12 protein-coding genes and 1 tRNA gene are annotated in these 12,517 nt (G+C 71.1%); 9 read left to right on the top strand and 4 right to left on the bottom strand.

From position 1 onward, the window contains the following. Nucleotides 1–101: 101 nt before the first annotated feature. The 3 genes from ACVHNB_RS40695 to ACVHNB_RS40685 all read right to left on the bottom strand — a co-directional run bounded on the left by ACVHNB_RS40695 (nucleotide 102) and on the right by ACVHNB_RS40685 (nucleotide 2,683). Complete coding sequence (locus ACVHNB_RS40695) at nucleotides 102–1,064, bottom strand: DUF5926 family protein (RefSeq protein WP_428953651.1); 963 nt, start codon at nucleotides 1,062–1,064, stop codon at nucleotides 102–104. A 104-nt stretch (nucleotides 1,065–1,168) separates the two neighbouring features. After that, nucleotides 1,169–1,807, bottom strand: coding sequence for an ATP-binding protein (locus ACVHNB_RS40690; RefSeq protein ID WP_428953652.1), 639 nt, complete (start codon nucleotides 1,805–1,807; stop codon nucleotides 1,169–1,171). A gap of 72 nt (nucleotides 1,808–1,879) precedes the next feature. Further along, entirely contained in the window at nucleotides 1,880–2,683 is an 804-nt protein-coding gene (locus ACVHNB_RS40685; protein ID WP_428953653.1) for a glycerophosphodiester phosphodiesterase, read from the bottom strand. A 312-nt stretch (nucleotides 2,684–2,995) separates the two neighbouring features. On the opposite strand from ACVHNB_RS40685, the gene ACVHNB_RS40680 reads away from it, so the two are divergent. Beyond that, complete coding sequence (locus ACVHNB_RS40680) at nucleotides 2,996–4,423, top strand: S1C family serine protease (protein ID WP_428953654.1); 1,428 nt, start codon at nucleotides 2,996–2,998, stop codon at nucleotides 4,421–4,423. Nucleotides 4,424–4,497: 74 nt separating this feature from the next. Continuing rightward, a tRNA-Ser gene (locus tag ACVHNB_RS40675) sits at nucleotides 4,498–4,582 on the top strand. Between the two features lie 128 nt (nucleotides 4,583–4,710). Here the strand turns inward: ACVHNB_RS40675 and ACVHNB_RS40670 are convergent. After that, nucleotides 4,711–5,616 (bottom strand): bifunctional DNA primase/polymerase, encoded by a 906-nt coding sequence (locus ACVHNB_RS40670; protein WP_456227114.1) that lies wholly within the window; start codon nucleotides 5,614–5,616, stop codon nucleotides 4,711–4,713. Between the two features lie 370 nt (nucleotides 5,617–5,986). On the opposite strand from ACVHNB_RS40670, the gene ACVHNB_RS40665 reads away from it, so the two are divergent. The 7 genes from ACVHNB_RS40665 to ACVHNB_RS40635 all read left to right on the top strand — a co-directional run bounded on the left by ACVHNB_RS40665 (nucleotide 5,987) and on the right by ACVHNB_RS40635 (nucleotide 12,353). Next, nucleotides 5,987–6,298, top strand: coding sequence for a hypothetical protein (locus ACVHNB_RS40665; RefSeq protein WP_428953656.1), 312 nt, complete (start codon nucleotides 5,987–5,989; stop codon nucleotides 6,296–6,298). 185 nt (nucleotides 6,299–6,483) lie between these two features. Then, nucleotides 6,484–7,680 (top strand): acyl-CoA dehydrogenase family protein, encoded by a 1,197-nt coding sequence (locus ACVHNB_RS40660; RefSeq protein ID WP_456227113.1) that lies wholly within the window; start codon nucleotides 6,484–6,486, stop codon nucleotides 7,678–7,680. A gap of 5 nt (nucleotides 7,681–7,685) precedes the next feature. After that, nucleotides 7,686–8,630, top strand: a complete 945-nt coding sequence (locus tag ACVHNB_RS40655) for a bifunctional MaoC family dehydratase N-terminal/OB-fold nucleic acid binding domain-containing protein (RefSeq protein WP_428953658.1) — start codon at nucleotides 7,686–7,688, stop codon at nucleotides 8,628–8,630. 1 nt (nucleotide 8,631) lies between these two features. Further along, nucleotides 8,632–9,825: an acyl-CoA dehydrogenase family protein gene (locus tag ACVHNB_RS40650; RefSeq protein ID WP_456227112.1), complete on the top strand. Its 1,194-nt coding sequence runs from the start codon at nucleotides 8,632–8,634 to the stop codon at nucleotides 9,823–9,825. Nucleotides 9,826–9,842: 17 nt separating this feature from the next. Beyond that, nucleotides 9,843–10,256 carry a MaoC family dehydratase gene (locus ACVHNB_RS40645; RefSeq protein WP_428957615.1) on the top strand — a complete coding sequence of 138 codons (414 nt, stop codon included), beginning with the start codon at nucleotides 9,843–9,845 and terminating at the stop codon, nucleotides 10,254–10,256. Next, nucleotides 10,253–11,419 (top strand): lipid-transfer protein, encoded by a 1,167-nt coding sequence (locus ACVHNB_RS40640; protein ID WP_456227111.1) that lies wholly within the window; start codon nucleotides 10,253–10,255, stop codon nucleotides 11,417–11,419. Before ACVHNB_RS40645 ends, ACVHNB_RS40640 begins: the two co-directional genes overlap by 4 nt. A gap of 67 nt (nucleotides 11,420–11,486) precedes the next feature. After that, nucleotides 11,487–12,353, top strand: a complete 867-nt coding sequence (locus ACVHNB_RS40635; RefSeq protein WP_456227110.1) for a DUF1906 domain-containing protein — start codon at nucleotides 11,487–11,489, stop codon at nucleotides 12,351–12,353. The last annotated feature ends 164 nt before the right edge of the window (nucleotides 12,354–12,517 follow it).

Here is a 12,517-nt window from a genome sequence, read left to right as displayed (position 1 = left end):
CCTGCAACTACCGGGAGTTGTGACCGGAGTCACCCATTCCGAGCAGGCTTCCGGCGGTCCGAGCGGCTGACCGGTCGGTCAGTCCAGGTGGATGCTGTGGATCAGCTGAGAGTCACCTGTCGGTTGGTGAGGCCGCCCCGCGCGCGACGCTCGTCCGCGGTCAGCGGCGCGTCCGTGGCGAGCGCTGCGGCGAGCCGCTCGGCGAACTCGGCGGCCGGCTTCTCGACGTCCTCCGCCTTCACCGGGCTGGGCAGGTCCCACACCGGAACGGTGAGGCCGTGGGCCCGGAACGAGCCGACGAGGCGCGTGCCCTCGCCGAGCGAGGACGTGCCCGCCGCGTGCAGCCGCGCGAGCGCGTCGAGGAGCTTCTCCTCCGGGTGCGGCATCACCCAGCGCAGGTGATTCTTCTCCGGGGTCTCGCACCAGTAGGCGCTGTCCACGCCGGAGAGCTTCACGGTCGGGATGGCCGCGGCGTTGGCCCGCTCCAGGGAGGCGGCGACCTCACCCGACGCGTTCTCCGAGTCCGGCACCCAGAACTCGAAGCCCGTGTGCACGACCGGCTCGAAAGTGCCGTCCGGGTCGAGGAGGTCCTGCAGGCGCGGGCCGTCGGCCGGCGCGCGGCGGGCCTGCACCGGGCTGCCCGGCTCGGCGGTCAGGGCGCGCTGCAGGGTGTCGGCCAGGTCGCGGCTGATGTCGCCGGACGACGTGTCGTTCTGCAGGCCGAGCAGGACCGAGCCGTCGTCGCGGCGCAGCGCGGGCCACGCCATCGGCAGCACGGTCGCGAGGGTGACCGAGGGGACGCCCTCGGGCAGCTCGCCCTTCAGGGGCAGCTCGACCGTCGCCGCGGGCACCAGCTCGCGCAGCGCGACCCAGTCGCCCTCGCCCGGCAGGCCCTCGAAGGGACGCTGCACCAGCTCGGTCACCGCGTGCGCCGCGTCCCGGCCGTGACAGGCCTTGTAGCGGCGGCCGCTGCCGCAGGGGCAGGGCTCGCGGGCACCGACGACCGGGATCTCTCCACTGGTGACTTGCGGCTTGCCCTTGGTCTGGGGGCGCTTCTTGGCCATCTTGGATGTCTCCCGGATACGGCACTCGTACGTACGGGCGCGAGCCTAGCCGCTCGTACTGACAAGGGTGGGATCCGCTCCAAGTGCCCTGCGCGGAGCGGCCTTCAGCCCAGGTCGTCGAAGGCGTCCGCGAAGTCGAGACCCGCCAGGTCCCCGACGGGTGGAGAGGCGATACGGGTCGCGAAGCCGTCGCGGCGGCACGCCGCCGCCTGCGCGTGCACGTCCTTGTGCACGATCACCCAGACGGTGACCTCGCCCCGGGCGTCGTCCCGCACGCCCCAGTCGTCGGCCAGCGCCGTGATGATGTTGAGCCCGCGGCCGCCGTGCGCGGTCACGGAAGGGGTGGCCGGAACCGGGCGGGTCGGGCCGCCGCCGTCCGTCACCTCGACCGTGAGGCAACCCCGGTCGTCCACGCGCCACGCTGCCCGTACGTCCCCGTCGCCGGCCATGTCGTCGCCGAGCGGCCTGCCGTGCCGGCACGCATTGCTGAGCAGCTCGGAAAGGATCAGAACCGCGTCGTCGACGACCGAGTCCGACACCCCGCTGCTGCGCAGCTGATCACGCATCCGGTGTCGTGCCTCGCCCACGCCCGCAGGGCCATGGGGAACGGCCATGCTCGACGACGCCGGCACCTCCTGTGCCACCACCAACGCCACCCCCGAGACCTCCTTTGCCCCACGCCACGGAGTGAATGCCCCAATGGACTGGACCGGAAACCGGCCAATCCATGTCCGGTGACGCACTCGTAACGATCGAATACGGACCGAACGCGCCGGAGCACTCCCCGTGACAACCAGGGGTGAAGGTGGCCGGAACTAGCTCCTGCCGAGACGGTGCAGCACCGCCGCGGGCCGGTTGGTGATGATCGCGTCGGCGCCGAGCCGCACGCAGAGGTCGATGTCCTCCGGCTCGTTCACCGTCCAGACGTGAACCTGGTGGCCCGCGCGCGTGAGCTTCTCGACGTAACCGGGGTGGCTGCGCAGGATACGGATGCCGAGGCCCGCGATGTGCACGCCCTGAGGAAGGCGTCCTTCGCGATGACGAGGCGAGACGAACTGCATCAAATAGACGGTCGGCAGCGTCGGCGACGCCTCCTGGACGCGCAACAAGGAACGGGCCGAAAAACTCATCACGCGGACCGGCGACGGCTCATCCGGAGGGGGCGCGTCCAGGCCAAACCGCTTGAGGAGAAGCAGGAGCCTCTCCTCCACCTGACCCGCCCACCGTGTGGGGTGCTTGGTCTCGATGGCCAGCTCGACCCGCCGGCCGGCGTCGGCGACGAGTTCGAGGAGGCGCTCCAGGGTCAGTACGGAGGTGTCGGCCGAGCCCACCGTCCAGTCAGGGCCCTCCTCGCGGTCCTTCCAGGAGCCGAAGTCGAGGGTGGCGAGATCCGCGAGTTCCAGTGCCGAGACCGCTCCGCGGCCGTTCGACGTACGGTTGACGCGACGGTCGTGCACGCAGACGAGATGGCCGTCCGCCGTGAGCCGCACATCGCATTCGAGGGCATCGGCACCGTCCTCGATCGCCTTCTTGTATGCGGCCAGTGTGTGCTCGGGGGCGTCCTCCGAGGCACCGCGGTGGGCGACGACCTGGATGCGCTGCTGTCGTGCGTGGGTCACCGCGTCATGGTGCCACCGCGGGGCCGGCCGACGAGAAAGTTCGGCCTAGCGGATGCGTCCGTTTCGCCCGGCATAAAGGATGGCCTCGGACGCACAGGAACGCCTTATGGTGCCCTGACGCCCCATGGGAAAGGCTGACCGCGTACAACAGCACAACTGGACCGTGACAGGACCATGCCGGAACGATGGGTGACAGTGGTCGTTCAAGCGCCGCTGTAGAGACTGAAAAAGATCGAACTGTGCTTGAGGATGATCGAGCACTGCCCCAGGCCGGACCGGCGACAACAAGCCGTGGATCGAGGAGAGAAAGCTGTGAGCACCGAGAACGAGGGCACTGCGGTCCCCCCGGCCCCGTCCGCACCTCCCGTGCCGGTGGACGCTCCCGCTGCTCCCGCACAGGCCCCGGCCGGACCCGCGCCATCGGCCCCCGAAGGCGCAGGCCACGACACGGTGGGCCAGGGCGCGGTGGCCGTCGACCACGGGGCGCCCGCCGGACCGGCCGGCCCCGCGCCCGCCGGTGACTGGCCGCCCCCGCCGCCGGCGATCCCGTCGTACGCGGGCGGTGGCGGCGGGTCGTCGTGGGGCGCCTCCTACCAGCAGCCGCAGCCCAAGCCGGGCGGCCGGCGCGGTGGGCTGCTCGCCGGTGTCATCGCGGCCGCCCTGATCGCGGGCGTCGTCGGCGGCGGTGTCGGCTACTGGGCGGCCCAGCGGAACGACGACGGGGGCACCGGCTCGACGACCGTCTCCGCCTCCAACCCCGCCGACCTCAAGCGCGACCCGGGCACCGTCGCGGGCGTGGCCGCCAAGGCGCTGCCCAGCACGGTCACCATCGAGGCCGAGGGCAACAACGGCGAGGGCGGCACCGGCACGGGCTTCGTGTACGACAAGGAAGGCCACATCCTCACCAACAACCACGTGGTGGCGGAGGCCGTGGACGGCGGCAAGCTGTCGGCGACGTTCTCGAACGGCAAGAAGTACGACGCCGAGGTGATCGGCCACGCGCAGGGCTACGACGTCGCGGTCATCAAGCTGAAGAACGCGCCGAGCAATCTGAAGCCCCTCGTGCTCGGCAACTCCGACAAGGTCGCCGTCGGCGACTCGACCATCGCGATCGGCGCCCCCTTCGGCCTGTCGAACACGGTGACCACGGGCATCATCTCGGCGAAGGACCGCCCGGTGGCCTCCAGCGACGGCACCGGCAGCAGCAAGGCCTCCTACATGAGCGCCCTGCAGACCGACGCGTCGATCAACCCGGGCAACTCCGGCGGCCCGCTGCTCGACGGCAACGGCAACGTGATCGGCATCAACTCGGCCATCCAGTCCGCCTCCAGCGGCGGCCTCGGCGGCTCGGGGCAGTCCGGCTCGATCGGCCTCGGCTTCGCCATCCCGATCAACCAGGCCAAGATGGTCGCCCAGCAGCTCATCAAGACCGGCCAGCCGGTCTACCCGGTGATCGGCGCCTCGGTCTCCCTGGAGGAGGGCACGGGCGGCGCGAAGATCACCGAGCAGGGCGCGAGCGGCTCCGCCGCCGTGACGCCGAACGGTCCGGCGGCCAAGGCGGGCCTGAAGCCCGGCGACGTCATCACGAAGCTGGACGACACGGTGGTCGACTCCGGACCGACCCTGATCGGCCAGATCTGGACGCACAAGCCGGGCGACACGGTGAAGCTGACCTACACGCGGGACGGCAAGGAGCGCACGACCGACGTGACCCTCGGGGAGCGCAAGGGCGACAGCTGACGGACCCCGTCGCCGAACCCGCTACCCTGGTCCCCGCGCCACCGGATCACAGCCGCACGGCTTTCGGGGCGCGGGGTGGGTTGCCCGAGCGGCCTAAGGGAACGGTCTTGAAAACCGTCGTGGCGAGAGTCACCGTGGGTTCAAATCCCACACCCACCGCGTAGGTGAACGGCCCCGACCGGGCTTCCGGTCGGGGCCGTTCACGTCTCCGTAGGCGGGCAGGCGCACCTGTAGGCGGGCAGGCCCGCCTGTATGCGCGGCGGCGCACCTGTAGGCGGTGGCATTCCCTACGGGCCTGACGGTCCCGTCGTCAGCCGTGCCGCCGAGGCGATCGTCGAGCGGGCTTCGCGGGCTGTCAGGCCCGTGCGGACCGCGGCAGTCGTCAGGGCGTCGGCGAGGGTGTTGCCGAGGCCGCTCTCGTAGGCGCGGCAGGCTGCCCAGAAGAGGCGGGTGTTGCGCTGCCCCTCGTGGGCGCCGAGGACGAACTGGACGAGGCCCGCGCCGTGTTGGCCGGTGCGGGTGTCGGGTTCGGGGTGGTGCGCGCGGGGCGGGGGCGTGAGCAGCCGCAGGAGCGCCGGTGGGCAGGGTGCGGGCGCGAGATGGGCCGTGCCGGGCACCGTGCTGTAGACCCCGTGCTCGGTGCGGGAGCCGGGGCCCACCAGGTAGCCGCCGGCGCCGCGGATGTCGATGCCGGGGGCGAGGCGGCCGGCGGAGTTGGGCACCACGACGTCCGGCGGGCCGGACAGCCACAGGTGCCGGCCGCCGCTGGGGGTGGCCACGACCACGGTGTCGGGGATCGTGAACAGATGCCGTAAGGCCAGCTCACGCAGCGAAGCGGAGGAATCCGTACCGGACTTGGTGTCCAGGTCGACGCCGATGAGGTGGTGCGGTGGAAGGCCGCACGCGATCCCGTACCCGGTCGCTCTGGGTGCGGCGGCGAACAGCGCGCGGACTCGGCGCGGGTCGGTCGTCGCGTCGTACACGCCATGGCCCGGCAGCCCGCATTCGCCATGGCAGCGCGGGGCTGACGGGGGGTCGTCGCGATGCGGTGAGGGCAGCGCCGGGAGCTTGGTGCGGGAGAGCGGGATGACGGCGAGCCCGCGCGCGGCGGCGGACAGGGCGTGCGCGAGGGCCAGGGTCGCCAGGGGTGCGGACGGGGCGGAGCGCGAGGGGTGCCGGTCGGTGGTGGCCATACCTTCATGTTCGTACGAATGTTCGAAATGGGGAAGAGGTGTGGGCCGTACGAGGCCCCTATTTACCAAAAATGTGCCGAAACGCTTCATCGCGTGGGAGCGCTGGGCTGTGATCACCCCAAGGTGGTGCATTCAGTGCTGAGCTGGGGTTTTGTGGGCGTGAAGCATGTTTATCGACATGTCCTCACGCTTGCGAGCGAATAGCCGCTTCCGGGGTGGTTCGCGGGGGATTCGGTGGGCAACTCTGGTCTCGCGACGTCGTGAACATCGCCGAGGCGGTCGGCCAACTGCCTTGGAGCAACCCGTACTTCCCCGGGTGCCGGACCCCCGTCCGAGCCCCCGGTGCGTACTTCCTTCTGGAGGAAAAGACATGGCTTCCATCCGTACTGCCCGCGCCATCGCCGCTGTCGCCGCCCTGCCCCTCGCCGCCGCCCTGTTCTCCGGGGTGGCGATGGCCGACAACGGTGCCTTCGCGGACAACGGATCGAACGCGGGTGTGTCGACGATCAGCGGCAGCGGCGTGGGCGGCAACAACCACGGCAACTCGTCCACCACGCAGCAGCAGGCCGTCGGCAGTGGCGCCTCGAACCAGAACAACACCGCTCAGGTGAACGGATCCGCCTTCACGGCGATCGACCAGTCCAACGAGAACATCGCGGTGAACTTCACCGAGCTCTGGTGACCTCATGGCTCCTGTTCGGCAGGGGTCTTCCATGGGGTGCGTGACAGTCTGCGCGGCGGTGCCTCGGCACCGCCGCGCAGGCGTTTTCGCGTCCATCGGCGGCTCGGCGGATCTCTTGACACCCAACGACATCTGACGGACAGTCAGAAACCCTTGTTCGTACGAGGTCCGGGAGGGCCGCCGCCGTGCACCTCGCCCCCACCGAGCGCCAGCGCGAGCTGCGCGTTCACCTGCGCGCACGCTTCCGTACGTTGATGCCGGAGGGGCCGCCCGCGGCCGACGACCTCGCCGGGCAGCGCCGGGTGCTGCGCCGGATGGGGGCCGAGGGGCTGTTGGGGCTCGGCTGGCCCGTCGAGTACGGCGGCCAGGGGCGGGGCGCCGACGAGCAGTTCGTGTTCTTCGACGAGGCCTATCGCGCGGGCGCGCCGGTCTCCATGGTCACGCTGAACACGGTCGGTCCCACGTTGATGAAGTACGGGACCGAGGAGCAGAAGGCCTACTTCCTCCCCCGGATCCTCAGTGGCGACCTGGTCTTCGCGATCGGCTACAGCGAGCCGTCGGCCGGGACCGACCTCGCGTCGCTGCGGACGCGGGCCGTGCGGGACGGCGCCGGCGGCGACTGGCTGATCGACGGGCAGAAGGTCTTCACGTCGAACGCGCAGAACGCCGACTGGATCTGGCTCGCCTGCCGTACCGACCCCGAGGCCCCCAAGCACCAGGGCATCTCGATCGTTCTCGTGCCCACCGACGCGCCCGGCTTCTCGTGGACCCCGATCGAGACGGTCGGCGGCCTGACCACGACGGCCACGTACTACGACGGGATCCGCGTCCCCGGCTCGAACCTGGTCGGCGAGGAGAACGGCGGCTGGGGGCTGATCACCAACCAGCTCAATCACGAGCGGGTCGCGCTCGCCGCGATCGGGATGCAGGCCGAGGACTTCTACGCCCGGGTGCTCGACGCCGCTCGTACACCCGATCCAGTGACGGGCGAGTGCCGGGTTGACGCTCCGTGGGTCCGGTCCCAGCTGGCCGAGGCACATGCCCGGCTGGCGGCGACGCGCCTGCTCAACTGGCGTTTGGTGGGCGATGTGGGAGCGGGCCGGCTGGCCCCCGGCGATGCCAGCGGCGTGAAGTTCGCGGGAACCGAATCGGCGGTCGAGGTGTACCAAATGTGTCAGCAGATCGCGGGCGAGACCGGGTGGGTGCGGAGGGGATCGCCCGGGGCGTTCGCGGCGGGGAGCGGTGATCCCGCGGTGGGGGACGGGGAGTTGGAGCGGATGAACCGGGCGGCACAGATCAACACGTTCGGCGGCGGGGTGAGCGAGGTGCAGCGGGAGATCGTGGCCTCGATGCGGCTGGGGATGAAGCGGGGGAGGCGGTGAGCGCGATGACAGGCCATGAGGCGTTGGCGTACGAGGGGTTGAAGGCGTTCGAAGGGCTCGTCGCGGCCACGGCGAGCGAGGGCAGGGACCCGGTCAACGCGCCGATGATCCGGCACTGGTGCGAGGCCATGGGCGACACCAACCCGGCGTACGAGGGCGCGGACGCCATAGCGCCGCCGACGATGCTGCAGGCCTGGACGATGGCGGGCCTGCCCGGGTACGCGGGACGCGCGGGGGCCTACGACGACCTGCTCGCGCTGCTGGACGGCGCCGGGTACACCTCGGTCGTCGCCACCGACTGCGAGCAGGAGTACCTGCGACCGTTGCGACCGGGGGACACGATCACCTTCGACGCGGTGATCGAGTCGGTGTCGCCGCTGAAGACGACGAAGCTGGGGACGGGCCACTTCGTCACGACGCGCATGGACGTACGGGCGGGCGGAGAGCTCGCGGGGACGCACCGGTTCCGGATCCTGAAGTACGCCCCCGCACAGCGCAGTTCGGGCGCCGCCAAGGTCCCGAAGTCATCGGGTGCGTCGAAGGGGCAGCGCCCGCGCCCCGTCGTGAACAGGGACAACGCGGGTTTCTGGGAAGGCGTCAGCGACCACCGGCTGCTCATCCAGCGGTGCCGTGGTTGCGAGACGCTGCGCTTCCCCTGGCTGCCGGGCTGCAACGCGTGCGGCGGGCAGGAGTGGGACACGGTCCAGGCGAGCGGCGAGGGCACCGTCTTCAGTTACGTCGTCATGCACCACCCGCCCTTCCCGGCCTTCGATCCGCCGTACGCGGTGGGACTGATCGAGCTGGCGGAAGGGGTGCGCATCGTCAGCAATGTGATCGGGGTGCCCTACGACAAGGTGCGCATCGGGATGCCGGTCCGGGTCGAGTTCCTGCGCGTGGACGAGGAGTTGGAGCTGCCGGTGTTCCGGGCTCTTGAGGGCGGTGAGGCGTGACATGGACTTCACCCCCACTCCGGAGCAGGAAGCGGCCCGGGAACTGGCCGCGCGGATCTTCGGTGACCTCTCCACGCCGGAGCGGCTGGCGGGCCTCGGCGCCGGCACGGACAGCGAGCTGTGGAAGGCGCTGGCCGATGCCGGACTGACCGGCGCCGTGGAGGAGACCGGGCTGCTCGGTCTCGTGCTGATGCTGGAGGAGCAGGGCAGGACGACGGCCCAGGTCCCGTTCGCGGCGAGCTGTGTCTACGGACTGCTGGCGGTGGGCGCGCACGGCGGCGCCGAGCAGCGGGAGCGGTTGTTGCCGGGCCTGCGGGACGGATCGGCCGTGGCGACCGGGGCCTTTCCGGGGCGCGGTCGGATCGTGGTGGCCGCGGGCGAAGGACTGGGCCGGGCGCGGCTGACCGGGGTCGTGCCGTGGGTGCCCTGGTTGCGGGAGGCGACGCACGTCCTGGTGGCGGTGCGTGACCGGGCCGAGGCGGGGCGCCGGGGCGAGGCCGTGCACGTTGCCCACAGCCTGTGGATGGTGCGGACGTCCGACGTCGTCTGTGAGCCGGTCGAGCTCACGGCGCCCTGGTCCGCCGGCAGACTCGTGCTCGACGAGGCGCCGGCGGAGCGGATCGGCGGTCCGGGGGCGTACGAGGACGTGCGGGCGTCGGCACGGACCGCGTTCGCCGGGCTGCAGGCAGGGGTGTGTGCGGGTTCCCTGGCCAGAGCAGTGGAGTACACGAACCAGCGGGAGCAGTTCGGCCGCCCCCTCGCCGCCAAGCAGGGCGTGCAACTCCGCGCGGCCGAAGCGCATATGGACGTCGAGGCCATCCGGGTCACCGCCTATGAAGCGGCCTGGCGGCGCGACGAGGGGCTCCCGTATCGGAGCCATGCGCTGACCACGGCCTGGTGGGCGTCCGAAGGGGGCCGACGCGTCGTGCACACCGGGCAGCATCTGCACGGCGGGATGGGCGCCGATCTCGATCATCCGGTGCACCGGCACTTCCTGTGGGGCCGGCAGCTCGACGGCTATCTCGGCGGAGGCCGTGAAGTGCTGGATGAATTAGGCGAGTTGATCGCCTTCACCGCAGCAGGGGAGGCGGAGACGGGCGCCTGCCCGGACACAGCCGCGCCCCCAGGTGCGGACACGGAAGCAGCCGCACGCACAGCCGCAGTCGTCGAGCGACCGGAAGGAGAACCCGTATGAGCGGGGGTGAGGTACTGCTGAAGGCGGGGGCGGAGCTGCCGCCGCTGGAGATCCCGATCACCCGGACCCTGATCGTCGCCGGGGCGATCGCGTCCCGTGACTACCAGGACGTGCACCACGACGCGGAGCTGGCCAGGGAGAAGGGCTCCCCCGACATCTTCATGAACATCCTCACGACGAATGGGCTGGTGGGCCGCTACATCACCGACCACTTCGGCCCGACGGCGGTGCTGCGGAAGGTCGCGATACGTCTGGGTGCTCCCAACTACCCGGGAGACACGATGGTGTTGACGGCGACGGTGACCGAGGTCGCCGGTGCGGACGACGGTGACACCGCCGAGGTGGCGGTGGTCGGGCGCAACGGTATCGGGAGTCATGTCACCGGCACCGTGACCGTCACCGTGCCCCGGCTCAAGGGGAGCCCGTCATGAGCGTGCATTCCAGGGACCGGCTCGGCGGCAAGGCGGCGATCGTCGGTATCGGTGCCACCGAGTTCTCCAAGGACTCCGGGCGCAGTGAGCTGAAGCTCGCGGTGGAGGCGGTGCACGCGGCGCTCGACGACGCGGGCCTGGCCCCCGCCGACGTCGACGGCATGGTCACCTTCACCATGGACACGAACCCGGAGATCACCGTGGCGCAGGCCGCGGGAATGGGGGAGCTCTCCTTCTTCTCCCGGGTGCACTACGGAGGCGGCGCGGCCTGCGGCACCGTGCAGCAGGCGGCCCTCGCGGTGGCGAGCGGCGTGGCCGAAGTGGTCGTCTGCTACCGGGCGTTCAACGAGCGGTCGGGCCGACGGTTCGGCTCGGGGGTGCAGCACCGGGAAGCCTCGGCGGAGGGCGCGGCGCTCGGCTGGAACCTCCCGTTCGGGCTGCTCACCCCGGCGTCCTGGGTGGCGATGGCGGCGCAGCGGTATCTGCACACGTACGGGCTGACCCCCGAGGCGTTCGGCCATGTCGCGGTCATGGACCGCAAGTACGCGGCGACGAACCCGGCCGCGTACTTCCACGGCAAGCCGATCACCCTCGCCGATCATGCCGCGTCGCGCTGGATCGTCGAACCGCTGCGGCTGCTCGACTGCTGCCAGGAGACGGACGGCGGGCAGGCGATCGTCGTCACCAGCGTCGAGCGTGCCCGCGATCTGCGGCATCCGCCCGCGGTGATCACTGCCGCTGCCCAGGGTGCGGGCCGCGCGCAGGAGCAGATGACCAGCTTCTACCGGGACGATCTGAGCGGGCTTCCCGAAATGAGCGTGGTGGCACAGCAGTTGTGGCGGACGGCCGGGATCGGGCCCGACGACATAGACGTCGGGATCCTGTACGACCACTTCTCGCCGTTCGTGCTCATGCAGTTGGAGGAGTTCGGGTTCTGCGCGCCCGGCGAGGCGGCCGGGTTCGTCGCCGAGGAGCGGCTGCCGCTCAACACTCATGGCGGACAGCTCGGGGAGGCGTATCTGCACGGGATGAACGGCATAGCGGAGGGAGTGCGGCAGCTGCGGGGCACCGCCGTGAACCAGATATCCGGCGCGGCCACGGCCTTGGTCACCGCGGGGACCGGCGTCCCCACATCGGGTCTGATTCTGGGGGCGGACGGCTGAACCGGGCGCGTGTCCCCGGCCCGCGCGTGAGGGCGGATCCTTCACTCGATCCATGGACCGCCCAAAGATGATCATTGGACTTGTACTGCTTGTGCTTCTCGTGCCGGGGACCGCCGACCTGCCGTCGGCCGCGGCGGGCCGGACTGTCGCGGACAGATCCACGCCGGACGGCTCCGCACCGAAGGGCTCCGCGGGTTCCGCGCCGTGGGGATCCAGGGTGCGTACCTTCCACGGGCGGGCGTTCGACGTCTGCTCGGCGCCGTCCCGGGACACGATGCGGCGCTGGCGGACCTCCGACTACCGCGCGGTGGGCGTCTATTACGCGGGCCGAGGCCGGGCCTGCCGGCACCAGCTCGCGCTGAACCGCGGCTGGATGAGGGCGGTCACCGGCATGGGATGGCGGGTGTTGCCGGTGTACGTGGGATCGCAGGCGCCCTGCGTCAGCGCGCGGCACAAGAGGGGGGTGCGGATCGGGCGGCACCCGTGGCGGCAGGGGGTGCGGGAGGCGAGGGACGCGGTGCGCCGGGCCGGGGCGCTCGGCATCCAGCGGCACAGCCCCCTCTATCTCGACATGGAGGCCTACAACTATCGGAAGCGGGGATGCGCCCGTACGACGCTGTCGTTCGTGCGGGCGTGGGACAGGGAGGTGGAGCGACGCGGGTACGTCCCCGGGTTCTACAGCAGCGCCGGATCGGGGGTGCGGCACATGGAGGCGGCGCGAAGGGCGGGGGTGCGGGATCTTCCCGCGGTGATGTGGTTCGCGCGCTGGCACACCAAGCCCCATCTGTACCGGGAGCCCGTGCTCAGGCGGAATGCCTGGCACCCGCAGCGCAGGATCCACCAGTACGCGGGGAACGTGAAGGAGCGCCATGGCGGGCGTACCTTGGTGATCGACCGGAACCTGGTGCGTGCCCCGGTGGCCCGGATCGGCTGAGCGGGCCCCGCGGGCCCGCGGGGCCCGCCCCGCCCGCGGCCCGGGGCCGAACCCGCAGCGCCGGTTCCGCACACTCTCAGGGCCGAACCCTCAGGGATCCTCACCCGCTCCTCCACCTTCAGGAGGTGGGGACAGCACCCCTCGTACAACCTGAGGCGGACGCC

It is taken from the genome of Streptomyces sp. YJ-C3, assembly GCF_053891275.1.
The sequence above is the reverse complement of the archived record's forward strand: the minus strand, read 5'-3'. Positions and strand labels throughout refer to the sequence as shown.